The sequence below is a fragment of the Yersinia sp. 1652 StPb PI genome, from assembly GCF_041538345.1.
GTDB classification, from domain to species: Bacteria; Pseudomonadota; Gammaproteobacteria; order Enterobacterales; family Enterobacteriaceae; genus Yersinia; species Yersinia enterocolitica_E.
In genome coordinates, this window is record NZ_JAULSM010000002.1 from 1 (window position 1) to 23,407 (window position 23,407).

A 23,407-nucleotide genomic window follows, 5' to 3' on the forward strand; every position below is an offset into this window, starting at 1 on the left:
ATTTTCCCGTAAACCGGTTGGCTGGGCGATGTCATTTTTCCCTGATTCAGCACTGACAGGTAAAGCCCTGTCGATGGCCTGGGAAGCACGAGGGAAACCGGCTAATTTACTGTATCACTCGGATCAAGGCAGTCACTATACCAGCAGGAATTTCAGACAGTTACTGTGGAGATATCAGATAAAGCAAAGCCTGAGTCGCCGGGGAAATTGCTGGGATAACAGCCCAATGGAACGGTTCTTCAGAAGCCTGAAAACAGAGTGGGTACCTGATAATGGGTACGTAAATTTTAGCGAAGCCAGCATGGCGATAACAAATTACATCACGGGATATTACAGCCAGCTCAGACCTCATCAATATAATGGAGGTTTGACGCCAAATGAATCAGAGCGATTGTTCTGGAAAAACTCTAAAGCCGTGGCCAGTTTTTATTGACCACTACAAAGAACTCTCTCTGCGAAACTGTCACTTTCAATATAGAAGTAACATACTGGGACGTGAAGTACTTTAGCTATATTACATGCAACCTTGAAACTAGGACTTGACCGCGCTGATTCATAATGCGAAATGCGTGATCTTGCTGTTGCCTCTTCAATACCTGCCAGCACACCAAGCTTCTCTTGGGATATTTCACGTCTTAAACGTGACTCTTTCAGTCTTTTCGAGATCATAATGATTTAAGCTTGCGTCGGATGGTAGTTGACGCATTGTTTAGCATCCATTAGGCTTTGTTGAATAAATCGGATTTAGATAAAAGCTCCCCTCGTCGCTAACTTTCTCAGGCAATCCGTACGCTTTCTGGCATGCCTGCACGGATCATGGCCATAGCCTCCCCAACCTGAGCATCATAACCCCGTAACGTAAGATGCCCACCAAACAGCTGTTTGACACGATACATTGCAGTTTCAGCCACCGAACGTCGGTTGTAAGCCGTGTGCCATTTCCAGTACGCATTGCTTCCCGTGAGCCGTTGCCGGGCAACCGCCTGATTTCTGTCGGCATATTCAGCCGGCCAGTAACCCGCCCGGGTTCGCGGCGGGATAAGTGCTTTGATTTTCTTACGCCGCAGTTCGTCGTGGCACCGTCTGGTGTCATAAGCCCCGTCGGCTGAAGCGACCCTGATTTTCCGGTGTGTCTGGTGGATAAGTCCCGGGAACGCCTCTGCATCAGTCACGTTGTTCAGGGACAGGTCACTCATGCGTACCGGCGTCCACGGCCAGGTGCAGCTTCCGCCAGACGCGGCGCTTTTCCTGACCGTGTTTTTTCACCTTCCACTCACCCTCACCGAAAACTTTTAAGCCGGTGGAGTCGATAACCAGATGGGCAATTTCACCGCGTGTGGGGCTTTTGAAAGGGATGCTGACGGACTTAGCCCGCCTGCTGACGCAGGAATAATCCGGGCAACGGAGCGGGAGCTTCATCAGGATAAAAATGGAATCGATGAATCCCTGCACAGCGCGCAGCGTGAGGCGAAAGACGCGTTTGAGCATCAGAACGGTGGAAATGGCCAGCTCGGAATAACGTTGTGGACGACCACGTGAAGAGGTTTTGGGTTCGTCATACCAGGCCTGAATGGCCGACTCATCAAGCCAGAATGTCAGTGAGCCCCGATTGACGAGGGCTTTATTGTAGACGTTCCAGTTGGTGATTTTGAACTTTTGTTTTGCCACGGGATACCGCTACAGGATCGAGAATGTGGTGATCTGATCCTGATTACGGCCAAAAGTTCGATTTATTCAACAAAGCCCATAACAGCACAAAATATCACTTTAAATGCTTTGGCTCGGTGTCTATCTTCTTTGAAATTACACTAGGAATACCATTATTCAATAACAATGACTAGCCCCCAAGATCCTGCTCCATTCAGAAACGAAACTTCTGCATGATAAACATGATCTTACCCATGTAATGTGGATACCGCTCTAACCGATATTCTAGTTTTCAAATTGTTCTGACCTTCAGCCTGGAATTTTCGATATCCAAACTGACCCCATATAGCGTTCATGTCGAAACCGGATGTGAGAACAACCCTGCGAAACCTTGCAGCCGCATTACAATGAAAACCACCCATATAACTCCCCGACAGAATACCGGCGGCAGCGGGCATCGTTAACTTAAGATACAAAAGCTGTCCGGAGATGGCGGGTCAAGATCAGTTTCAGAATTGGCAGGGCTATTTCCTGATTTATCTTAAAGCGGTTCTAAGATACACATTGAGTCTTTAATGCCCTCCCATTTTTAGGCTTTTTAGAGTACCTTGTATTCGTTGGGCTATGATGCATCTCCACGCTAATTCAAGCACCGTGATAAATGGACTGCTGACTGGCGTGCCGATGGGAGTCTATTTTTACCCTTATGTTTTGGATATTCTAACACTGAGCCAAGCCTCTGTGTGCCAGTCTTACTTTTCATTCAGTGAATAACTGCCCGAAATGAAACCTCACTTAGGACTATGCGTACATTAGAAGGTGAAGGACCCTTAGTAGGGCGTGGAGTAGGGCGTGGAATATATCAAGAACTGAGTATAGATCTGGATTTTGGTTATGTAAAGTATAGGAATGGCGAAACTGTGACGCTCGTCTATGAGGACGCTATGTTCGTGTGTTTGGGAGAAATGTTCGACGAGTTAATTTTAACCGGCAATTATTGCGTGGTAACTAACAAGGATTTATAAAACCTTGTAAATCAGGTTCCATATTCAACATCATCAGGAATGTTGAATTACTGTATACAATATCATTAAATTAATGAGGTGCGAGTGAGTAATAAAAGCTATGATGGTTTGAAGAAACATAAGTTTATGCGCGGGTTAAGATGTTATGCTTCAGCAATTATACATTCCAAGCATACAATTAAGCCAGGCGAACGCGAACAAAGTTATCTAAGGGTTGAAAATATACTAAGTAAACTTTCCGTATTTAATAATAATGTTTGCTTATTAAGTTTTCGCAAGGCAGGGCATAGTGCATTAATAATGTTACACCGCGATAATTCATATTCGTATTTTTCTGCTTATGGTGGTGGTCAGCCTCTCTTTCATGAGCATGTCAAAACGTTTGATCTTGTAGAAGTTATAATTTCTGAGATTATGCATTGGGGTGACGAGCTTCATCAAGATAGTGTAGTTTACATCAAAGGACTAGATATACGTAATATGATGGATACTATCGAAGATAAAATTGAAAATTATAAATTTAACGTGCTCAGTAATAATTGTTCACGGTTTGCGGCTGATGTTCTACTTGCTGGTTGTGATGAAAGGCCAGAAAAATTTCTACATAACAGGCGGTGGCAAATGCCTGCCAACACTTTGGAGCTAGCCAGAGAAATAGCACGATTTCAGCAAAAACAGTGTAGCTACATTGGATAATTGTTGTGCTAAACTGATAGCCCGATGATTTCGGGCTTACTCGGAATAACAACAACTTAAATGCAATGGTCTTTTATCCTGAGATAAATCTAATGAAAACCTAGATTTTAGATACTCATAAAACTGAACAGGGCAGCCTGGCGGCTGCAAATCGAAGTGTGGCAGAATTTGACCACCCAAAGTCTCATTGCAGCAGAGCATTTCCATGCCACATACCCCTGAGCATTAGATTGCTCACACTAAAATGTTAAAACAGGCCCTCAAAGCCATAGCCCGCCAGAATAACTTTTTATATTCATCTGTTTTCGCTGACTTCGTCGCCGGCAATAACCCGTCCTGCACTCAGTGTTTCTGGGAGCACTTCAGCACTTCTATCGTCTTTTCCCCGGTACTCCGTGGCACTACGTGTCGTTTTGCCACTCCTGTCGCCATTTCGATTTGTATACCGCCGAAGCGGAAATGCTGTCAGATGACCCTCATCGCTACTGACGGCTTTCAGCCCCGCCAGCTCAAAAAACTGTTAGCGGCCAACCAGTGCTGGACGTCTTTCCTCGACGCCGGTGGTTTGCGCGATATCGAAGTGGAAGCTGTCACCAAAATGCTCGCCTGCGGCACCCGCATCAGCGGCGTGAAGGAATATGGCTGCGATAATCCCAGTTGCCACCAAGTAAAATACATCACCAACGCCTGCCACAGCCGGGCTTACCCGTCCTGTAGTAAAAAAGGCCACCGACCTGTGGATTGCCGCCCAGCTTAACCGCCTGCCGGGCTGCGACTGGATACACCTGTTCTTCACCCTCCCCGATTCTCTCTGGCCCCTGTTTGAGGTCAACAGCTGGCTGCTAACGACCTCTGTCGCCTCGCCGTCCGCCGCCGGCAAACGGGCGCTGGATATCGGCATTTTCTGCGCTATCCACACTTACAGTCGGCGACTTAACTGGCATCCACATGTTCATTTCTCCGTCACCTCCGGCGGTATCAATAAGCACGGAGAGTGGAAAAAAATCAGCTTCCGTAAGGATGCCATGCGTGACCGCTGGATGTGGAATATCCGCCAGTTGCTACTGAGCGTCTGGTCTGATGGCATAGCGATGCCGTCTTCGCTGTCACATATCACCACCGAATCACAGTGGCGCAGCCTGATACTGACCGTGGGCGGCGATTACTGGCATGTGTATATGTCAAAAAAGACGGCGGACGGTAAAAACACCGTACAATACCTGGACCGTTACCTGAAAAAGCCACCGATAGCAGGCTCCCGACTGGCGCACTACGCCGGCGGTGCCACGCTGAGCTTCGGCTACCACGACCACAATACGGGCGAGCAGGCCACGGAGACTCTGACGCAGCGGGAAATCGTATCGCTCCTGGAACAGCATATCCCGGAAAAGTTCTTACGGTATGGTGCGGTATTACAAAGATCAGAACATTACTGGTCCAGTGTGCCAGAGTATTCATTCAAAAACTGGAACACCAAAAAGGTAAACTGGCTGACTGGGTCAGGGAACTGTTGTATAGAAAAAGCAACTTTGTTGTGACCTGTGCACTGGCAAACAAGCTGGCCAGGATAGCCTGAGCGCCTACGACGCGGCAACAGACGTTTACGTCGTAAGTCTATACAGTAATAAATAGTTTAAACAGACACTTATCTGGTTTTGCGAATACTGATCATTGATGATACAAACGGCCGACCGGCCTGTTGAGGAACCTGTATATCGGAATGGCTCATCTGAAGCCGTATAATTTTTCTGAGGTTCATCAGGCGCGAGACTCATCGTGGCGCGATTTAGACGCCGGATAGATTTAAGCAAGCCAATGATATCGTCGAAAATCAGTGTTGCAAAATGGGAGTGACCATAGATTCGATATCGGGGTTTGAGGTCCAATGGTGCGAAAACCTACGCTAAGTGTCTATATATTCGTTAACCTGTTGATTTAACGGCCTTAGCTCACCTTTCATCACCTTTTCAGACAAGGTGAATGTGTAATGGCCTAACATATTGATATGGCCATGCATCAATGGTGATAATCTGGATATATCTTCTTAATTAATTTCAGTAGGATGACTATCAGTATTAATATGTCCAAGGGCTTCCTGCATATATAGCGTATTCCATAAAACAGTAGCATTTGTTACCAGTCCCAACGATCCAAGTTGATCCTCTTGCCCTTCGCGATAGCGCTTTCTGATTTCGCCACGTTGACCGTGACAAATGGCGCGAGCCACACTATGTCTTCCTTCACCCCTGTTTAGTTGCGTTAGTATTCGGCGACGGTAATCTTCATCATCAATATAATTCAACAGATACAGCGTTTTATTTATTCGCCCCGCTTCAATGATGGCCTGTGCCAGACTGGACGGACGCGTGCTCTTCAATAAACTGCGGATTAACTCTGATGCTTGTACAGTACCCAACTTAAGAGAGCCTGCAATCCGCATCATATCGTCCCAGTTAGCCTCAATCAGTGCCAGATTAATGCAACCACGGGCCAGTTCATCGAGAGGGCCGTAATCCGCATTTTTATCTACTCGCCAGAAAACGGCATCTCCGGCGTCCGCCAGACGGGGAGAAAACTGGTATCCCAACAGCCAGAACAGGCCGAATATCAAATCGCTGGCACCTGCTGTATCAGTCATAATTTCCTGTGGATTCAACCCCGTTTGCTGTTCAAGTAAACCCTCCAGAACAAAGATTGAGTCCCTCAAGGTGCCCGGTACAACAATGCCGTGAAAACCAGAAAATTGATCGGAAATAAAGTTGTACCAGGTAATTCCCCGATTGGAGCCAAAGTATATTCGATTTGGTCCGGCGTTAATCGTTTTTACTGGCGTAACAAAACGCATACCGTCAGCAGAAGCAACTTCTCCTCCACCCCATCGCTGTGCCAGGCTCAAGGTAGCCTGATAATCTACCAGGCGGGCATTAGCTTTGATAAGCGTTTCGGCCCGAAAATAATTTTGTTTAACCCAGCTCAGGCGATGCCGGGTTAATGATGGAATATTGTGCTTAATCAATGGCTCAAAGCCAATATTGCAGGCTTCTGACAGTAATACGGCACAAATGCTGATATGCAGATCTTTCGCTCGCGCATTGGACTCGCTGACATGAGTAAATTCTTCGGCAAATCCTGTATGAGCATTGATTTCCAGCAATAGCTCCGTCAGATCCACCAAGGGTAAAAGGCGTCTGACTTGCCTGTTGAGAGCTATCAGGCTGGGTGGTTCATCCAGTTTTTCAAGATTGCTGATAGTCAGCGTAGGATGTTTCCCTGCGTGGTCAATATGAACTGACGGATTATCATTAAAACCATCAGCTACCGTTTTCCAGGCAAAATCCAACTGCTGAGCCAGCTTTTCTGTTGCCTGCCGAGCATTTACAGGGTGACCTAATGCTCGACAGACAGGGACGCGTTGGGCTTGCCATTCTGCCCCTTGTAACAGTTTTGACCGTGGATCACCCCAACGATCGCTATTCTCAAGATAAATATCCCGCCGCCTTAATGCATCCTGAAACCGTTCCAGTAGGCATAGTGAATAGCCAGGTCGTCTCACTCGGCCTTCTTCGTCAAGGACCAGTCGTTTCCAGGCACCGGTGATAATATTTTTCGGCGCATCGTCAAGGATGTGCTTTCTTGAAGTGCCTAGTGACGATAAATAGTTAAAGGCTGCCAGGGTATGTTCTCCCGCCGGAGCAGCCCGAAAAGTTAACTCCCGTAGTACTCTGGGCAGAAAACGGCGAACGCGTCCATATTGTTCAATCATTTCATCGTGGAAATTATTGTCTGCCGGCCGAGCCAGCTCGTTGACCATTTTGACTGACTCAGCCAGTCTTTCTTTGGGAATGCAGGAAAAAATCGATTTTCGGAGGTGCGCATCATCAGTTACCTCATCCAGCAGGAGTGCGCAGGCTTTAGCCAGCATCAACGAAGAGCGGTCCAGATCTTTCAGCGTCCTCAGCCGCTTCTTTTGCCCCGCTTTTTTAGCCTCTCCCGCAATATGGACTGACCCCACCCCGGTAGACGATCCTGCCCTATAAGTTGGACTGGGCACACCACGATTTACACCTGAATTTAAGGAAGAGGCTGTCCGTCAGATAACGGAACGCGGTTATTCCGTCGCCGAAGTATCTGACCGTCTGGGCGTTTCTGCACACAGTCTCTATAAGTGGCTACGGGCGATTAAACCCGATAACAGCGAACAGCATGCCCGGGATTTACTGGAAGCCAAAAGCGAGATCCTGAAACTACGGGCGCAGCTAAAACGCACCGAAGAAGAACGGGATATTTTGAAAAAGGCCGCGCGGTACTTTGCAAGGGAGCCCGACTGAAGTACCGCTTTATCAATGAGCACCGCACTGTATGGGGTGTGATGACGATGTGCCGGGTACTCAATGTCGCCCGGGCCGGGTTCTATGCGTGGCTGCACAACCCGGTCTCGGCGCGTGATAAAGATAACCAGCGCCTGCTGACGCTTATCCGTGACTCATATGCACTGAGCGGAGGCGTATACGGTTACCGGCGGGTTCATGGCGACCTGAACGAAATCGGGGAAACCTGTGGCAAAAACCGGGTGGGTCGTATTATGCAACTGAACCGGATTAAAGCCGTACGCGGCTATAAAGCGCCACGTCGTATCGTTGGCAGACCTTCAGTGGTTGCCCCTAATCGCGTGCAGCGGCAGTTTACTGTTGTCCGGGCCAATCAGGTCTGGATCACCGATATTACTTACATCCGCACCTGGCAGGGCTGGCTGTATCTGGCGGTGGTTATCGATCTCTTCGCCCGTAACGTGGTGGGCTGGTCAATGAAACCCACGTTGTCACGTGAACTGGCGCTGGATGCGCTGATGATGGCCGTCTGGCGTCGAAAACCGGACAGTGAGGTCATCGTACATAGCGATCAGGGTAGCCAGTATGGCAGTGACGACTGGCAGCGCTTCTGCCGGGCCAATAACCTAGCGCCGAGCATGAGCCGACGTGGCAACTGCTGGGATAATGCGGTGGCCGAATCGTTCTTCAGTTCGCTGAAAAAAGAACGCATCAGAAAGAGAATATACAAAACCCGGGATCTGGCCCGGGCCGATATCTTCGATTACATTGAAGTCTTCTATAACCGGTCCCGGCGCCACAGTCACCTCGGCGGCGTCAGTCCGGAGGCCTTCGAACAGGCCTCGTCGTGAGGACAGAATTTGTCTACGGGTGTGGGGTCAGTCCAAGGATCAAGGTCTGCGTGATGTGTGATTATTCTTAAAAAAGAGATTAAGTATCTTGTATTCTATTGTTGCATCCTCACACCAGTATATTGCCAAAGCTAAAGGCATCGTCCCTAAAACTGCTACGGCCATCGTTGGCGCGATTGTGTGTGGATTACCCATTTGGGTACAGAGATTTCTATATGCCGGAATACTGTTTCTGAATGGAACAAGATCTTGGATCAGAGTCAACATAATATAAATGTTATTACAAATACTTCTTAAACGCCCCCACCACCACCGACACCATCACGCCCAGAGCCACCGCTGCTGGCAGTAGCAGTAAATTAGGCCACACCGCTGTTGGCCAGGACAAATACAGCATGCAAGGCCCAACCATCGCAGGTTTAACCAAGCGCCTGGCATGATGATAAACAAAGCTAGATTCGTAGCCAGCACCATAACGCCGCAGATCTCGGCGAACCAAACCGTCCACAATGCCAGTGACACACACCATAATAAACAGCGGAATAGACAGCACCAGAATCGCTATGCGGATGGCGAAGATGACGGTGACATAGACTGTCGCCTGTAGATACTCCCCGAGTGCTATTGCCAGCCAGTGACCCAAACGATTGAGCGACTGAACCGCTCCTGTTTGCGCTTTTATCTGTCGCCCCTCGTTTAGCCAGCGAATAAAACCGCTGTCCATCAACAGCCATTGATAAACCTGTTGAATCCAATAATTGATAAGCGTGACAGGCTCCGACATCAGGAGGCTACGGGTAAAAATTTCAGATAGATAAACACTTTCTGTCAGCATCACTTGTCTGCTGTGTTCCGCCCCTTCACTGGCCCAGAAAAATGTCAGGCCGATATATTCAATCAATAAGCTGACCAACCATGATGCCAGTAAGATACCGATTATTGTCCAGGGTAAATGCCAGAACAAAGACATAAAAAAGCCTGGTTTTTTAGGCTGTTCAACATGTTGTCGCGGCGGCGTATTCTCCTGAGTCATTAAATTTCAGCTTTAGGGGCTGCACGAGCATCTGACGGCAGTGTGCTACCCAACCACCAGTTTTCCCCAGTCCGGTAATTCTGTTGCATATGTTCTGCTATGCGACTGATGCTTTCCGGCATCATCGGGTCATTGCCGCCATCTGTAAGTGGCATACGGATCTTCCACAATTGCCCCCCTTCCAGTAATGCAAATGCTTGCCCTTTGGGCAGGTTAATAATGTCCGCTGGCGTGACCATCGGCATACGGACGCTACTGACTCGGTCCTGTACATTACTGGTGAAATCAGCCCCCTGCTCAGGGTGAGTAATATCTGTCACCCCCGAAACCAGCGTTTTGGTGTAAACATCAACTTCCGGCAACTGGCTGGTCAGCAGTTCTGCGGTACTATTTTCACGTACTCTTAGCATAATCAAGGAATTAAAGTTACCTACCACCTGATTAGCTTTGGCACGGTTTCCCACTCGCGCCTCAATGTCCGAAAGTGTTTGGCTGTACGCCGTCACCTGAATGCCAGCACCGCCGCCTTTGTTGATTAATGGGATAAATTCATCGCCCATCAGCTCGTTGAACTCGTCACAGTGCAGGTTTATCGGCACTTTTTTCTGCGCTTTAGTCCCAATCTCATCACTGATACCAAACTTATAGATGTGACCTGCAACCGAAACCAAGTCAGCGAACATGCTGTTGCCCACCGCAGAGGCCACTTCAGCATCAGACAGCGCATCAAGGCCGACATAGACTATGCCCTTTTTACGGATCACTTCCTGCCAGTCAAAAATCGGTCGCGCGTCATTCATATCATTGTAATCAGGAGCCAATAGCGCCGCTGTTTTGCCGGAAGTGAGTTTTTCCAGTAGTGGCAGTAACGAAGCGACGATTTTATCAAAATAGGTGCGGTCATAACGAACCGCACTGCGCAAACCATCCAGTACCGGATCCCACAGTTTTTTGCCTTCAGCGCTGCTGAGTACCGTCTCGATCGCCCAGACTTTCATTGCATTGGCCTGCCCCTGCATATTGCGCGGAAGATTGCGCTCTTTCAGCATGCCCGACCCCATCAAGTTTTGAACATTTATCCACAACAGTGGTGCTCGTACCGTCAGGAGATTCTCGACATAAGTCTCATACAGTTCGCCAATATTGGTCACATAACGCAGGATGAGATTGTAATCAGGCCGCTGGCCCAACGCGACCAAGGCTTGGGTAATAATGTTCACAAAACGCCAGGCAAACTCACGGAATGCCGCCGAATTCCCTTCGCCAGAGAGTTGGCTGGCCACCCGCGAGGCGACTTCAGAGATCCGGCTGAAACGGCCAATGGCATTGTAACGGGCGCTGAGATCTGGCCAGCCCAAGTGGAATACATAGAACTCATTTTCCCGCCCAGACCTACGCGCTTCCGTCCACATGCGCTTCAGTAAATCAGCATCCCCTTTGGGGTCAAACATCACCGTCACGTCCCCGCGGCGAATATCCTGAGTGACCATAACTTCCGCCAAGCGAGTCTTACCTACCCTGGTAGTCCCCATCACTAGCGTGTGCCCCACTCGTTCTCCCAAGTTATACAGCACATCACTTTCATGCAGTTCCACACCGTGGTAAATCGGGCTGCCGCCGACCGGTGGCAGTGGTCGAGCAGGATTTAAAAAGGTATCCGCCTGTGTTAATCGGCATAGCCACGGCAGACTGTACTCAAGACGTTTCTCTAGATTGCGGGCCATACGATAGAGAATTGATGGCTGCACATAGTGTGCTGTTTCTGGGCGACGAGCTTCCAACAGTCGTTGGGTGTGTTTTTGCGTCCACTGAAATCCGCGCCCCAGAAACAGGTAGCGATGGCTGACAGGAATTTGCCGACTACTCATTTCATAACGTGGTAACCGGCGGATATTGCGCCGATAGCGCAGAATACTTAGCCCTTGGCGAGTTCTTTGCAGCGCAAGCACCCCAAATCCCGCCGCTGTCACCCAACTAACCGAGGGAGCTAACGCCAGCGCCCAAGGGGCAGTTAGACATATAAAGGTCGCACTCCATGCGATTCCTGCTGAGTACAGTTCTACAGCAGGGCGTAACAACGACTCCATCACATATCTGTCGCTCATCGTGGTTCCCAGTCAAGTGATCGGGAATAAACATCCAAGAATATCATTGGCTCAGCCCCTGTTCAGTGATGAGTAAAGGGTAGTGCCTCAATTGCAGTCGCCGGGCAAGATCACTGCCGGAGACTGGGGCCATTTCAATTTCTGGCAACAAGGCTTGTAAACTGTGTAAACGGCTCACCTCAGCAACATTCACCACAAATCCCATCGCACCAAGGCGTTTTAGCTCCTCTCCACGCAGTGACAGCCATTGCCGAGACAAATCATCATCGCCAACAATAAACACTGCGGGTATCCCCTGAAGTTTAAGGGGCCGCGCAGTGACTGCTCCTGGGCTGAGTTCTGGGGTATGAACTGGTAATGCCAACGCCACGGATACTGTGATGGGAGGAGAGAACTGAGGCTGTTTTTCCGGCGGTGTAAACGCGTTGGGTTGGGCATTGAACGCATCGAAATAAGATGCTGTCGACTCACCTCCCAGATCGCCTACTATCGTCAACGCAGCTTCACTGGCAAGGGGCAGCAGCATGGTTGATAACATCAATAATGCACTGAAGAATAATTTCATTTTGGCTCGATCCAGCTAAGTTGATTATTAATCAAGACAATATCGCTTGGGGGAAGGGTATTTAATTTGCGGCGGACAATAGCGATATAATTAGCAGCATGCTTCCCACCGGCGGGATGGTGGTAACACCCCGCCGCCTTTATCCAACTACCAAAGCTGGTTTCATAGCAGGAGCGGAGAATATGGGCGGCTACACGCAGATTAGTTGAGGGATCAAAGGCGTCATAAAAAGAAGGAAATAGGTGGCCGTTCCACCCCAAATTGACCTGTGTAATACCTACGTCGATCCGCTTTAGGGGCGCTTTACGGACAAACTGTATTAGTGCCTGCCAGGCTTCCTCCCGCGTGTTATAGCGATACCCTTTGCCTGCGACGTTAATTGTCCAAGGCCACGGATGCTCTCCCCCTTTAAAGCGCCGGGAACTTTCAGCCAACGCCAGAGAGTACAACAGTTCCACGGGAACTTGAGCTTCAGCCGCAATCTCATGGTAATCAACGGGTATTTGCTGCAACTCTTTGGCTGATATGGGCATACAGCTGGTCAATAGCATCAGCAAAATAGGGTTCAGAATGCGAAAATTTGCCATCCATTCTCCCCTTTTTGCAGAACAACCGGCATCTTCCCATGCCCATATTGTCGCCATAATCCTCTATCGTGATTCAGCGTGATTTGTCCTGCTCTGACTTTATCCACGGGAATATTGCGGCTGATAGCCCAGTTATGTACCCGGCTATCCTTTCCGTCACTGCCAACCAAATAAATATCCACAGGTTGCTTATCGGCCAGTACCGCGGCCAAACGGGCATCACAGCGCGCACAGTTTTCACGCACAAATAACGCCAGGCGGCCATGAGTATCCTGAGCAATGCCGGTGGTATACCCCATATTGACTGATAATACCCTCGGATAGAGGCGGCTCCAGGCAGCGTTGACCTCACGTTGAAATGCCAGTTCTTTCTCGGTTCGTTGATATTCTTCTTTCACCCACAGTTCGGCTAAACGGCGGCGTTCTGATGGCGTTTCACTTTCTACACCGAGCATAGTTAAAGGGTCCAGACCGGGTGACTGTATGCCGCGTTTACCTTGGCGCAGTTGCTGATACTGTTGCCATTCAGTATCACTTAGCCCCCATTGCTGGGCGTTCTGCCTGGACTGAAGCTGAACTGATTTTTCCGGTACTGTTTCGAGTTCTGAACTGTAATCCGTGACACTACTTGCCATGCTCGCGTAGACAGAAACGGAATTGATAAGTAAGACGAACGTAGGTAGCCTATTGATTCGTTTCATTTTGAGCCTCTACTGAGCGATTAATCGTTGCGTTATGCCATTGACCACAAACAGAGCTTCGTTGCCTTGCGCACTACGCAGCGTCCATCCCCCCACAGAGTTACCGGGAGCCAACAGCTGCATCTGGGATAATGAGGTTGTCCCGTGGGGAGCAATCACCGCATAAGTTAGCCCACCTCGCCGCTCAATGCCGGTCAGGATAAAGGGTGCAGCCAGCGGCAACGTTCTGGTTGATTTCTGAGGATTTTGCGGTGAAATAGATTTGGACTTTTTCTGCCCGAGGGGCTTCTTTTTTTGTGCAGATAGCCATTTTTCCATTTTAACTTGCAACGTTTCCACACTGGTTTTAATCCCTGAAAGTTCCAGTTGATGCGCTTGCGTGCTATCCAACTGGCTTAATAAAGCTTTCTTCTCTTCGCCAAGTTCGGTTGCCAGTTGATCGACTTTCCTGTCCTGCTCTAAAACCTGTTCACTCAGCGTTTTTATGTCCGCTATTACGTCTTGCTTGAGGGCAAATCGTTGCTCTTGCTCGGTTACGTGTTTTTTAAGCGAGGCAACTGATGAAGCAAGCTGGCTTAATGGGCTACGACGAAAAACAGCTTCAAGGGATTCAAGGCGAATGGTCATATTATTGAGTTGCGAATACAGCACCAAATTGAGTACGCCAGACGTAACCATACCCAGCGCTACCACGGTATAGACGAGGTGTTTTAGCTGGGGTGTAAAGCGTAGAGGCCGGTTAGAACCGGTATCACCAGAGTGAACAGGATTAGTAACTGGCTTTTTATGCGGCGAGGTTGCGGGGGACATAGCACTTTACCTTTCCAGCGATTCAGAAAGATGTAAGCTGCAAAAATGGAAGGAAAATGGCGATGTTTAACTCAACATCGCCCGTGAAAAATTACAAACAAATATCAGTCGGCTGAGAGCCCATATTTTGAATATCAGTCCTGATCAGTTGCTCTAACTGAGTCAGCGCGGGGATCAATGAGCTGATAGTCATCAAGCTGTGGCCCAACTGACCAAGGCTGGTCGAGGTAAATTCCAGTATGTTGTGATCGGCAAAAGTGACCAGAGAATCGCCCAAATAATTCAGGCACTGACATAACCCCGCATTCGCTTCGACGCAATGATCGGCCAGTTGCAGGCAATCATCGGTGTTCATATCAGAAAAGCCCAGTTTAGCTATTATTTTTGCCATGTTGGTATCAAGGATATCGGAATCAATCAGCATGGTTTTTTCCCCCAGGGTTTACATGAAACAAATACCAGCGGGGATCCAACCAGTAACTCGCGGGCTTCACTTTCAGTGGTAGCCAGTACTGAGATGAGACGCAAGGGCCGTAGCTCGGACAACAGCGTGTTAGAACGGCCATTAAGGAAGGTGTAGAGCTTTGAATATGCACGTATGTTACTATTAGCATCAGCCATAGCATTACCTCGTTTAATGTTGTGGTTAGATGCCCTGACGGTGTTCCCGCACTTTCAGGGCATTGCAATTACAGCGGTCATTACCATCAATAATTTCGACGTACTATTTTTGTGGCTGATGGTAACCACAATCCTTCTAATTCGAATTATTCTCCTAGCCAGTTGTCGACAATCAGTCCAGGTACACGATCAAATTCTTTGCGATTATTGGTCACTAATATCAATCCGGCGCTTCTGGCATGACCTGCGATATGCAGATCATTAACACCGATGGGTGTGCCTTTTTGCTCCAGATTCGCACGTATAGAACCATAGTGAATTGCGGCTTTATCGTCATAATCCAGTACAGTAAGACGTGAAACAAAGTCATCTACAACGCTTAAGTTGCGTTCAGGTGCCGCGCTTTTCTCTACGCCATGCAACAACTCAGCAAGAGTGATGGAAGAAATAACCATTCTGCCCGCATTAGCGTTAAACCGACCTAACACTTCTATAGGTCGGCGTTTAATGACATATATAACGATATTCGTATCGAGCATGTACTTATGCATTAAAATAACTCACGCTCTGATTGATGCTGTTCTGCGCGTTCTGTCAGGAAATCGTCTGAAACACACGGACTACTGAAGAAAAAACTATCCCAAGAGTTTTCAACGGGTGACAGGATACGGTCATTCCCTACAGCTCTGACAGTTACTGATTTAACATTCTCAGGAAAGCGCATATCAACCGGTAAACGTACATTTTGAGTACGATTGTTTGTAAAAATGGTGCCCTGTGACATGTTGAGCCTCCTCTATATATAAATTATGATTAAAGTATACACAACACCCAGCTATAGAGCAATACTACATGGCATATGTGTAAGCAAAAAAATGAAATTTAAGAGGACGCATTGATATATAAATTGTGAGTTTTTTATTAATTCAACTTAGGTATTTTAACTGATAACACACTCGGAAAGAGGTGATTCCAGAAAGCATTACCTCACGTTGAAAAACCAGTTCTTTCTTGGTTCGTTGATATTATTGTTTCACCCACAGCTCAGCTGGTTGGCAAAATACCTTTCTAAATCAAGCCAAATTAATCGATCTTGTGGCACGTAATAATGCCTATTTTTCGGATCATAAAAAGCCTTATAATTTACCGCAGCCCAAGAAATCGGGCTGAGGCTATCAGGCAAACACCACTTTCAGGCTACCGGGTGTGCGGCGTGGTTTCCCGACGACAATTTGCACATCGCGCCCCAAGCGGGTCAGGCATTCCAACATCTTGGCCTCGCTTATCCCTCGGAACTGCCCGCGCAGCATATTAGATAACTTTGGTTGAGTCATCCCGAGTAGCTTCGCGGCCTGTTCTTGTGTTAACCGACGACTTTTAATAATGTTACCAATAGTGGTGGCAAGTTGCGCTTTCACCTGCGTTTCTTCAGCATTATCTTTGCCAAGATCGGCATAAACATTACCGCTGCTGATTTCGATATCATGACTCATATTATGCTCCTTTAGCATGACTCTCTGCGGCTTTCAGCCGCTCACGGATCTTATCCACACCTAGCTTTGGCGTGGCGAACCCTGATGAGGAGTTTTTCTGGAATACATGTAGACCAAATTTAACGGTGTAAACCGCTCGGTAGGTATCACCGATGTAATCCTCAACAACTTCCAGTACACCCGCACCACCAAATCCTTTCAATGGCTTAGCTTGGGAATGTTTACTGTCCATCTGCGCCAAATGCAGGCCATAGCCGAAAATATCCTGTACATCTTCAGGTAGGAATTGGAGATCCTTCTTACTGCTACCGGCCGAATTAAAGTGGCTTCATCCGCTAATCCATGCGTTAATTTATACCCATTTAGGTATAAATTAACATGCCATTTTAGTTGGGGAAAATGCACATTTGCTGAATTATCATTTTATTCCCACTTTATCGTCACCACCAGCAACCGGGGTCATGCTAGTCAACAGCTAGGCACCGTCCATTTTGGGATTTTAGTACTGAATATGATCATGCTGCGGAATACAATCTACATGGATGCCGCGTTACAGCAACTGTGCCAAGAAGGTTATCCGGGCCTTGGAAGAAGATGCGGCCAAACTTTCTCCCCCAGTTATGTAGGCATATAAACATGCAGGGGCGTTATTCCTTCACGGTATCAGAGTCTGTCAGCAGGGGGGAGTTAAGAGCGTTCAATGACGATTGATAATTTATTATTTTAAATAATCACTTAAGACGTTTACTATTTTATCAAAAAACATGTTATAAACTTAAATAAGTTACCGTCATCAATCTTTGAAAGGATTATTTTTAATGAATGAGGATAAAGCATCAAAGTTGATCTTAAATTATTTCAGAAAATTAACGAATAAAAAACAATGAGATGACAAGTTCAGGGAAGATATGGAAAGAAAAACTTGAGTTTAAATCCATTCCAAACCTGAATAATGAAGCGACTAAAACATTGTTTCATCACTAACTTACAATGATAATAAAACCAAAGAAGAAAAAAATTTAATAAAAATTTTTTTCTTCTTTGGTTTTCTGCGGTACATTTTATAATGCAGCATTGAAGACAGGGAAATAATATTGAATACACACAATGATGTTGAATTAGCTAACATAATTAATAACATGTTTAGGCCTGAGATACGTGTTCCCAATATGCTTATCTGTCCAAAAGGAACTTATCGCCGTTTAAATAGCCAGGCATAGCCAATTTATAATGTAATTTAATTTGTCTGGTTAATTTCGAGGCCAATTAAACTGGCCTCTTAACGGCGTTTACGGTTCCGTTGCTCCCCAAACCCCAATGACAAGCTTGAGCTGAGAAAATTGAAATGATGTTTATGAATCACACAAATAAAATCCATGTAATATCTCACATGGAAGCTATTTTAAAAAAAACATCTCACATATATTTAAATCTTCTGTGTTAATGTTTTTATGTAAAAAGTGGCATTATTGTAAATAGCGAAAAATTTCAAAAACTGACTCCAATCGACACAATATGATGTGTTGGGCATAAAACAATAAACACTATATCTTGTGTAAATGAGGTGTTGGTTTTCTATTTACAACAGTGCCAAACTTTTAAAGTAATATAAAGTTAATCTAATTAGCGTAAAAAGTATCCATCATAAACTTTGCATTGAACTAGCGCCCTTGGATTACTTCTTGTATATATATTTCTCTTTGCAAAAGAAATAAGAGTATCAGGATTTTTCGGTGATAGTGCTCCCTGCCAAAGATCGACAATAATTGAATTTGAACGGAACTCTTTTGCCCAATTGACCCATTCACCTCCCATATATGATGCCTCAGATACTAGTGTTATCGTGTGATTACAATCTGGCAATTGAAGCGTATATACTGACAATCCTGTTTTGGCTGCTATGTCTTTTAATTTTACTGCTGCGATTGATGCCATTTCTGCGCATTGTCCAGGCATCTGAGGAGTTTCTTCGACCTCTTTGGCTAACACAACTACGAATCCTCTATCGAATGGGGCATCCGATAACGACAGACCAAATCGTTTTGCAACTGAAATCCTACGATGCCGGATACTTTCACGATTTTCATCATAATTGTATTGTGTTAATCCGCAATTGTTCGTAATTGGGCGATCACAAATAGTTACTTTAGATATATAGGGGGATATTTCTTCTCGAATTTTTCTGATCAAGGCGTCACGATCATAACTGTTGTTTACAGGCTTAAAGCAATTTAGTCTTTTGCCAATACTTCCAAACATAGGAACTCCAATTCAAATAGTTAAACAATATATAATTAATGTGCAAGTTATTATGGCTGTGCTTTCAACACCGCACACTTAAACGCGCAAAATAGTTTGTCGTGTAGTTTTGAATGTTACATCCCCGTACCATATCTGGTTATGGTTTGTAGCGGCCAAGCAAAACTGGCCACGGTTTTATAGATCCACTCCTTGATAGCGCTCCCGCTTTAGCAACTGGAACAACTTCCAGCGATAGCGTTCATTCGATTAGAGCACCCTCACTTAAATTTAATAACCTGAAGATCATAAATAGTAGATCTCCAACAGGCATCCCTAACTTTATATATCCCAAAGAATTTAACTAAGAAATTGCGCATGTTATTAACACTTCCTGAAATCTCACCACAATTAGGATCAAAAAAATACAGTCCCCAAATTTTGTATTGCACATAGCCATACAATGAAAGTCCGTAGTTACGAGAAAATACCTCTGCTTTAAGAATGGTGTTGCCCACGATAACATTCTAGATATATCAAAACCTTCGGAGCATACTCTGAAAGAATGCGATTTTCTTTCTCCATCTTTATCCAGAGACTCCTTAAATATAAAACCATCTATGTGTGATCGCACAGCATAACAAGTATTCTGACGTTTTATTATTAAATCTTTATCTAAAACATTATCATCCAAAAAAATCTTCTCTTAACTTTAGCTTCAATCCAACTTAGCGATATACCAGTACACGCTCCTAAACCTAGCCGAGGATCATCTTTAAAAAAATCACTCTGTGTAAATGGTTTATAACTACAATTACACTCGGAAGAAATTTTTCTTACTTCATCTACAAAACTCAAATTAAATTACTCCACATATTACTTAAACATAGAATTGAAAGTGATTGAATTCTAATCATCGCCTAAAGCGCACAAGCTTTTAATTACACACTGAAGTACATATAAGTTACTTGTTGAAAACTCATACTTTGCACCCCAAATCACCGTCACATCATAGTATACCCACAGAAAAAACAGCAACATACGCCTTGATAAGTTATAAATATAGGTTTTTATTCCTTTTAAGGCATAAAATAAGAGCATTACAGAGTGAATAACTACTATTGCGTTATTTAAATAGCTTTTACTACTGATCTAGTTATTAATACTATCCATCTGGAAGAATTAATTACTGCCATGCTACCAATATGTATATTGACGAGTTGCGGAAACAGGGTTCTTTTGATTTAAGACGTTGTCAGGTAATACACTTTTTATATTATTATCTGACCATGTCTCCGGTGTTAAATATTGTACAAAAGTAGACCAATGGTTCGGGGGGGTTATGGTATAAAAATGCGCCACCCTGATTATTGATAAATTCTCCTTTTTTACAGAGATTTCCTTAAATTCTGTATTGCTAGAACCGTATCAGATCTGGTACGGTTAACCTTAATCAAGGTAGTCTGAGAAAAAGATATGCTGTTATATATGCGTATTCCTAACTAACTTACCGCTAGTATTATTGCTAATAGAGAAAAAGATATCGATGTACATGAAACATAAGATGCCGATGATCTGTTTAATAAATTAGGTATCTGGTAGACCATGACTAAACAAAGGGAAATTGAATATTCAGGTCAATTAAAAAAGGAGGTGAAAAAGGCTCAGAAGCGGCATAAGGATATGAATAAACTTAAAATGATTATGACTCTCCTTATTAACGATAAGTTACTCTTGCCTGTTATATATAAGGATCATCAATTACAAGGTAATGACAGAGATGCGCATATAGAACCGAATTGGCGGGGCAAGTACCGTATTAAGCATTACCCTACTTTTTACTTTTTGCTCTTCGGGCCAATAACTCTGAACGTCCGAAACTTTCTTTTTCGTTTTCTGGTGGATGAGCATCAGAAAATCCTGCGACCTCAATGAGTGGAACCATAGATCTAAACTCCACCGTTGCTTTGGGGCTTCGTAGTGAAGACATACCCTCATTCCACGCGTGGAACATTTGCTTGGTGATTTCACGCCATAAAGGTTCGTTTTTAGCCGCTTCGATCATCTCACGACCCACTTCAACCGCTGATTCGCAGAGTATTTCCACCATCTCTGCATAACGACGAGGAGGAATACCCAGCCGATGATTAAAGAAACGCTCTAATGACTTACCCACAGCCCATGTCTGCCGCCCTTCGATGGAGAGTGCAGGAGGATTATGCCCAAAACGCGGATAGGCTTGAGTGGTAACCAGATCATAAGCGGGAGTATAAGCAACGTCAGCCGCCGAGGTATAAAGCAGCGCAATATTTTTGGCATGACAGTCAGCATTACGTATAACAAAATTGGTTAAAATCAACCAGCCCAACGCTTCCATTTGCTGACGTACACCAGATTTAGGGATATATACCCGAGTAGCATTAAGAACCTTTTCCATTGTCGTGGCATATTTCTCATGGGGTGGCATCCCCAGTAAGCTACAAGCATCTTCAAGACCGAAAATGAGGTGTCCTTCTGCATCTACATCGAATCGCTCAACCACTAATATGCGACCATCATCTGACATTGTACTTGTAGCAACAGGGGTTACTTTTAGCCGTTCAAGCACTCTCATCGTATAAAACTCATTAAATCCCAAGAATGGGGTATTTTCATCAGAGCCTTTAATAATATGCTTACTCGTCCGAAGAGTAGGTTTACCCAAAGGGGCTACGTCTGCTCGATCTGGGGATAGAAACTTGGGGACGACACCAGACACTGCTGCACGTGCATATCGCCGAACTAGAGAAGCAAAATGAGCCGCAGTATTATTGCCTTTGAGAAGCTCTTCAATTTGCAAAGGATCTAATTCAAAACCTGGTTCTACGCCTTCAGGGGTCACCGTAACGCGCCCTATTCCCGTACCGCCAATGACAGCCAATAAAGAAAGGTCTGTACCGTCTAATAAAGGACCAAATTCCTCTCGAATAACCCCCAGTAAATAACCTTCTGGTAAGTTTTGTCGAAAGAAAGGATGAAGATCCCTCGGCCAACGCCATGCTAAGTCACGAACAGGCATTGTTAGACTGATAAAATTATTTTCAGATATTCCCGGTAAGTATTTCAAAAGGTACTCATCCCTTTCGCGAAATAGCTTGGCAACATTTTTGCCACTAACTTGGACATCTAACTTCATGAATTTTCGTCCTGACGCTGTTCAACAAGAATGTCGTCAAGAGTCCGGATATGCCCACTCTTGACTACTTTAAGGTCATAGCCAGCAGCTTCGAATAACCTGACAAGAATGCTGACACTCATATCACCTTTTGCCAGTGTTTCCATACGCGCTAAGGTAGTGCGTGAGACGCCAGCTCTTTTCGCTAACTCAGCTTGTGATAATTTTGCTTCATTGCGTACTGATTTGAGCATATCAGCAACATCATAGAGAGTCGTCATTTGTAGCTCCAGAGATACAAAAACTCAATTTTAGACGATAAATGTAGCTCTTGGGATACAAAAAATCAAGAATCCATCTTCAATAAATCTGATTGTCTAGTAAACGACACACTAGCAGATTTCATCCAAACAGTAGGCACAAGTTTCATCGTGAGTAATGATTTATATCTACTTTAGGACAAACATTTTTTCCATTAAAATAACGAATTGCGGGTGATGTTTATACCGATTAAGCTGCAACATAAGAGTAAGCGTCAACTCAGCACTGTCTGGTTTAACTCGTCAGGCTCTGTAGTTTAAGTGTTCACTTATTCTTGCAGGTGGACACCTCCATGAGTACTAAAGAACGACGTTCCCGTCAGCATTATTCCCCCGAATTGAAACTTAAACTGGTCAAAATGGCTCTGGCGGCGAGCGAAAAGGGCCGCAGCGTTGCTGCGCTTGCCCGTGAATACGGCATTAATGACAATCTGCTCTTTAAATGGATACGCCTCTGGCAGAGTGAAAGTCAGGTATCCCGACCGCGAAGCAAATACCGCCAAAACGCCTCCCCCACGCTTTTACCCGTTCAGATAGCCTCACCGCCAGTTATCCCAACTGTCGAACCAGTGGATACCGTCTGTCACGCCCGGCTTCGTCATGGCGATATCACACTGCATAACCTCTCAACTGAAATACTGAGCCTGCTGCTGCGGGAAATGATGACGGTAGGTGCCTCATGATGAGCCTGCCCGTTGGCACAAAAATCCGGATAGTGGTCGGTATCACTGATATGCTAAACGGCTTCAATGGCCTGGCGACCAAAGTGCAGACAACGCTCAAAGATGACCCCCTGTCTGGCCATGTCTTTATCTTCCGGGGTCACAACGAGCGCAGTTATCACAGACAAACAGCGCCAGCCGACCACGGCCATCTGGTACGATTCCGGCCGTACTCCCCATATTTACGGACAATACACCCAAATAGAGGCAATTCCAGGCGGCGTTAACCTCACGTTGAAATGCCAGTTCTTTCTCTGTCCGCTGATATGCTTCTTTCACCCAAAGTTCAGCCAAACGACGGCGTTCTGCTGGCGTTTCACTTTCCACACCAAGCATAGTCAGAGGATCCAGTCCCGATGACTGTACGCCACGCTTACCTTGCTATAATTGCAGATACTTTTGTCATTTAACATCACTTGGCCCCCACTGCCAGGGATTTTGTCTGGACTGAAGCTATGCTGATTTTTCCTGTAACGTTTTAAGTGCTGAACTGTAATACGCGACATTACTT

General features: G+C 45.8%; 20 protein-coding genes and 10 pseudogenes. 11 read left to right on the forward strand and 19 right to left on the reverse strand.

The window, feature by feature from the left end:
- On the forward strand, window positions 1-433 hold a 433-nt coding region (locus tag Q2T71_RS16570), incomplete at its 5' end, for a DDE-type integrase/transposase/recombinase (RefSeq protein ID WP_271303989.1).
- Here the strand turns inward: Q2T71_RS16570 and Q2T71_RS16575 are convergent.
- Window positions 427-669 (reverse strand): helix-turn-helix transcriptional regulator, encoded by a 243-nt coding sequence (locus tag Q2T71_RS16575; RefSeq protein WP_145512352.1) that lies wholly within the window; start codon window positions 667-669, stop codon window positions 427-429. The two genes, Q2T71_RS16570 and Q2T71_RS16575, sit on opposite strands and share 7 nt — an antisense overlap.
- A gap of 107 nt (window positions 670-776) precedes the next feature.
- Window positions 777-1,668: pseudogene (locus tag Q2T71_RS16580) on the reverse strand (IS5 family transposase).
- A 321-nt stretch (window positions 1,669-1,989) separates the two neighbouring features.
- Here Q2T71_RS16580 and Q2T71_RS16585 point away from each other — a divergent pair.
- The 5 genes and pseudogenes from Q2T71_RS16585 to Q2T71_RS16605 all read left to right on the forward strand — a co-directional run.
- Window positions 1,990-2,116, forward strand: a pseudogene (locus Q2T71_RS16585) (IS3 family transposase); the annotation flags it as partial.
- Between the two features lie 640 nt (window positions 2,117-2,756).
- The gene (locus Q2T71_RS16590) at window positions 2,757-3,368 is read left to right on the forward strand and encodes a hypothetical protein (protein ID WP_372559946.1); all 612 of its coding nucleotides are present in this window, start codon (window positions 2,757-2,759) and stop codon (window positions 3,366-3,368) included.
- Between the two features lie 244 nt (window positions 3,369-3,612).
- Window positions 3,613-3,857: pseudogene (locus tag Q2T71_RS16595) on the forward strand (hypothetical protein).
- A pseudogene (locus Q2T71_RS16600) lies at window positions 3,838-4,784 on the forward strand (IS91 family transposase); the annotation flags it as partial. The pseudogenes Q2T71_RS16595 and Q2T71_RS16600, both read left to right, overlap by 20 nt.
- A pseudogene (locus tag Q2T71_RS16605) lies at window positions 4,777-4,944 on the forward strand (IS110 family transposase); the annotation flags it as partial. The pseudogenes Q2T71_RS16600 and Q2T71_RS16605, both read left to right, overlap by 8 nt.
- A 327-nt stretch (window positions 4,945-5,271) precedes the next feature.
- On the opposite strand, the pseudogene Q2T71_RS16610 reads toward Q2T71_RS16605, so the two are convergent.
- Window positions 5,272-7,365, reverse strand: a pseudogene (locus tag Q2T71_RS16610) (Tn3 family transposase); the annotation flags it as partial.
- A gap of 46 nt (window positions 7,366-7,411) precedes the next feature.
- Between Q2T71_RS16610 and Q2T71_RS16615 the strand changes: the two are divergent.
- Window positions 7,412-8,547 (forward strand): IS3 family transposase gene (locus Q2T71_RS16615; RefSeq protein ID WP_219646639.1). Its coding sequence is split into 2 segments (ribosomal slippage): window positions 7,412-7,658 and window positions 7,658-8,547, totalling 1,137 coding nucleotides; the frame shifts between segments, so codons are not numbered across the junction.
- A gap of 280 nt (window positions 8,548-8,827) precedes the next feature.
- On the opposite strand, the gene Q2T71_RS16620 is transcribed toward Q2T71_RS16615, so the two are convergent.
- From Q2T71_RS16620 to Q2T71_RS16675, 12 genes and pseudogenes are all read right to left on the reverse strand, one after another.
- Window positions 8,828-9,580: a TIGR03747 family integrating conjugative element membrane protein gene (locus Q2T71_RS16620; protein ID WP_145512356.1), complete on the reverse strand. Its 753-nt coding sequence runs from the start codon at window positions 9,578-9,580 to the stop codon at window positions 8,828-8,830.
- Window positions 9,580-11,685 carry a type IV conjugative transfer system coupling protein TraD gene (gene traD, locus Q2T71_RS16625; RefSeq protein ID WP_372559947.1) on the reverse strand — a complete coding sequence of 702 codons (2,106 nt, stop codon included), beginning with the start codon at window positions 11,683-11,685 and terminating at the stop codon, window positions 9,580-9,582. Before traD ends, Q2T71_RS16620 begins: the two co-directional genes overlap by 1 nt.
- Before the next feature lie 43 nt (window positions 11,686-11,728).
- Window positions 11,729-12,250 carry an integrating conjugative element protein gene (locus Q2T71_RS16630; protein WP_186378635.1) on the reverse strand — a complete coding sequence of 174 codons (522 nt, stop codon included), beginning with the start codon at window positions 12,248-12,250 and terminating at the stop codon, window positions 11,729-11,731.
- Window positions 12,247-12,837, reverse strand: a complete 591-nt coding sequence (locus tag Q2T71_RS16635; protein ID WP_219646631.1) for a transglycosylase SLT domain-containing protein — start codon at window positions 12,835-12,837, stop codon at window positions 12,247-12,249. Before Q2T71_RS16635 ends, Q2T71_RS16630 begins: the two co-directional genes overlap by 4 nt.
- On the reverse strand, window positions 12,816-13,538 hold the full coding sequence (locus Q2T71_RS16640; RefSeq protein ID WP_151431544.1) for a TIGR03759 family integrating conjugative element protein: 723 nt from the start codon (window positions 13,536-13,538) through the stop codon (window positions 12,816-12,818). Before Q2T71_RS16640 ends, Q2T71_RS16635 begins: the two co-directional genes overlap by 22 nt.
- 9 nt (window positions 13,539-13,547) lie before the next feature.
- Window positions 13,548-14,348 carry a hypothetical protein gene (locus Q2T71_RS16645; protein WP_145512359.1) on the reverse strand — a complete coding sequence of 267 codons (801 nt, stop codon included), beginning with the start codon at window positions 14,346-14,348 and terminating at the stop codon, window positions 13,548-13,550.
- Window positions 14,349-14,439: 91 nt separating this feature from the next.
- Complete coding sequence (locus Q2T71_RS16650) at window positions 14,440-14,772, reverse strand: hypothetical protein (protein WP_186378540.1); 333 nt, start codon at window positions 14,770-14,772, stop codon at window positions 14,440-14,442.
- Window positions 14,766-14,969, reverse strand: coding sequence for a hypothetical protein (locus tag Q2T71_RS16655; protein ID WP_151432245.1), 204 nt, complete (start codon window positions 14,967-14,969; stop codon window positions 14,766-14,768). Before Q2T71_RS16655 ends, Q2T71_RS16650 begins: the two co-directional genes overlap by 7 nt.
- Before the next feature lie 146 nt (window positions 14,970-15,115).
- Window positions 15,116-15,520 (reverse strand): tRNA(fMet)-specific endonuclease VapC, encoded by a 405-nt coding sequence (gene vapC, locus Q2T71_RS16660; RefSeq protein ID WP_145512693.1) that lies wholly within the window; start codon window positions 15,518-15,520, stop codon window positions 15,116-15,118.
- Window positions 15,520-15,753 carry a type II toxin-antitoxin system VapB family antitoxin gene (vapB, locus tag Q2T71_RS16665; protein ID WP_145512694.1) on the reverse strand — a complete coding sequence of 78 codons (234 nt, stop codon included), beginning with the start codon at window positions 15,751-15,753 and terminating at the stop codon, window positions 15,520-15,522. Before vapB ends, vapC begins: the two co-directional genes overlap by 1 nt.
- 391 nt (window positions 15,754-16,144) lie before the next feature.
- Window positions 16,145-16,462 (reverse strand): helix-turn-helix domain-containing protein, encoded by a 318-nt coding sequence (locus Q2T71_RS16670; protein ID WP_145512695.1) that lies wholly within the window; start codon window positions 16,460-16,462, stop codon window positions 16,145-16,147.
- Between the two features lies 1 nt (window position 16,463).
- Window positions 16,464-16,772, reverse strand: a pseudogene (locus Q2T71_RS16675) (type II toxin-antitoxin system RelE/ParE family toxin); the annotation flags it as partial.
- Window positions 16,773-16,961: 189 nt separating this feature from the next.
- Here Q2T71_RS16675 and Q2T71_RS16680 point away from each other — a divergent pair.
- Window positions 16,962-17,173, forward strand: a pseudogene (locus Q2T71_RS16680) (Tn3 family transposase); the annotation flags it as partial.
- Between the two features lie 912 nt (window positions 17,174-18,085).
- Here Q2T71_RS16680 and Q2T71_RS16685 read toward each other — a convergent pair.
- Complete coding sequence (locus tag Q2T71_RS16685) at window positions 18,086-18,721, reverse strand: hypothetical protein (protein ID WP_372559948.1); 636 nt, start codon at window positions 18,719-18,721, stop codon at window positions 18,086-18,088.
- A gap of 1,584 nt (window positions 18,722-20,305) precedes the next feature.
- Between Q2T71_RS16685 and Q2T71_RS16690 the strand changes: the two are divergent.
- Window positions 20,306-20,521: pseudogene (locus Q2T71_RS16690) on the forward strand (type II toxin-antitoxin system mRNA interferase toxin, RelE/StbE family); the annotation flags it as partial.
- Between the two features lie 10 nt (window positions 20,522-20,531).
- On the opposite strand, the gene Q2T71_RS16695 reads toward Q2T71_RS16690, so the two are convergent.
- Complete coding sequence (locus tag Q2T71_RS16695; protein ID WP_145512651.1) at window positions 20,532-21,875, reverse strand: type II toxin-antitoxin system HipA family toxin; 1,344 nt, start codon at window positions 21,873-21,875, stop codon at window positions 20,532-20,534.
- Window positions 21,872-22,135: a helix-turn-helix transcriptional regulator gene (locus Q2T71_RS16700; protein ID WP_145512652.1), complete on the reverse strand. Its 264-nt coding sequence runs from the start codon at window positions 22,133-22,135 to the stop codon at window positions 21,872-21,874. Before Q2T71_RS16700 ends, Q2T71_RS16695 begins: the two co-directional genes overlap by 4 nt.
- A gap of 332 nt (window positions 22,136-22,467) precedes the next feature.
- Between Q2T71_RS16700 and Q2T71_RS16705 the strand changes: the two genes are divergently transcribed.
- Entirely contained in the window at window positions 22,468-22,857 is a 390-nt protein-coding gene (locus Q2T71_RS16705) for a transposase (RefSeq protein WP_145512653.1), read from the forward strand.
- Window positions 22,854-22,997: pseudogene (tnpB, locus tag Q2T71_RS16710) on the forward strand (IS66 family insertion sequence element accessory protein TnpB); the annotation flags it as partial. The gene Q2T71_RS16705 and the pseudogene tnpB, both read left to right, overlap by 4 nt.
- On the opposite strand, the gene Q2T71_RS16715 reads toward tnpB, so the two are convergent.
- On the reverse strand, window positions 22,984-23,232 hold the full coding sequence (locus Q2T71_RS16715) for a hypothetical protein (protein WP_246108422.1): 249 nt from the start codon (window positions 23,230-23,232) through the stop codon (window positions 22,984-22,986). The pseudogene tnpB and the gene Q2T71_RS16715 sit on opposite strands and share 14 nt — an antisense overlap.
- Window positions 23,233-23,407: the final 175 nt, after the last annotated feature.

Coding starts and splice junctions, on each gene's coding strand:
- Q2T71_RS16620 (WP_145512356.1), bottom strand. CDS start 9,580: ATGACTCAGGAGAATACGCCGCCGCGACAACATGTTGAACAGCCTAAA.
- traD (WP_372559947.1), bottom strand. CDS start 11,685: ATGAGCGACAGATATGTGATGGAGTCGTTGTTACGCCCTGCTGTAGAA.
- Q2T71_RS16630 (WP_186378635.1), bottom strand. CDS start 12,250: ATGAAATTATTCTTCAGTGCATTATTGATGTTATCAACCATGCTGCTG.
- Q2T71_RS16575 (WP_145512352.1), bottom strand. CDS start 669: ATGATCTCGAAAAGACTGAAAGAGTCACGTTTAAGACGTGAAATATCC.
- Q2T71_RS16655 (WP_151432245.1), bottom strand. CDS start 14,969: ATGGCTGATGCTAATAGTAACATACGTGCATATTCAAAGCTCTACACC.
- Q2T71_RS16640 (WP_151431544.1), bottom strand. CDS start 13,538: ATGAAACGAATCAATAGGCTACCTACGTTCGTCTTACTTATCAATTCC.
- Q2T71_RS16650 (WP_186378540.1), bottom strand. CDS start 14,772: ATGCTGATTGATTCCGATATCCTTGATACCAACATGGCAAAAATAATA.
- Q2T71_RS16670 (WP_145512695.1), bottom strand. CDS start 16,462: ATGAGTCATGATATCGAAATCAGCAGCGGTAATGTTTATGCCGATCTT.
- Q2T71_RS16685 (WP_372559948.1), bottom strand. CDS start 18,721: ATGTTTGGAAGTATTGGCAAAAGACTAAATTGCTTTAAGCCTGTAAAC.
- Q2T71_RS16705 (WP_145512653.1), top strand. CDS start 22,468: ATGAGTACTAAAGAACGACGTTCCCGTCAGCATTATTCCCCCGAATTG.
- Q2T71_RS16700 (WP_145512652.1), bottom strand. CDS start 22,135: ATGACGACTCTCTATGATGTTGCTGATATGCTCAAATCAGTACGCAAT.
- Q2T71_RS16715 (WP_246108422.1), bottom strand. CDS start 23,232: ATGCTTGGTGTGGAAAGTGAAACGCCAGCAGAACGCCGTCGTTTGGCT.
- vapC (WP_145512693.1), bottom strand. CDS start 15,520: ATGCATAAGTACATGCTCGATACGAATATCGTTATATATGTCATTAAA.
- Q2T71_RS16635 (WP_219646631.1), bottom strand. CDS start 12,837: ATGGCAAATTTTCGCATTCTGAACCCTATTTTGCTGATGCTATTGACC.
- Q2T71_RS16645 (WP_145512359.1), bottom strand. CDS start 14,348: ATGTCCCCCGCAACCTCGCCGCATAAAAAGCCAGTTACTAATCCTGTT.
- vapB (WP_145512694.1), bottom strand. CDS start 15,753: ATGTCACAGGGCACCATTTTTACAAACAATCGTACTCAAAATGTACGT.
- Q2T71_RS16695 (WP_145512651.1), bottom strand. CDS start 21,875: ATGAAGTTAGATGTCCAAGTTAGTGGCAAAAATGTTGCCAAGCTATTT.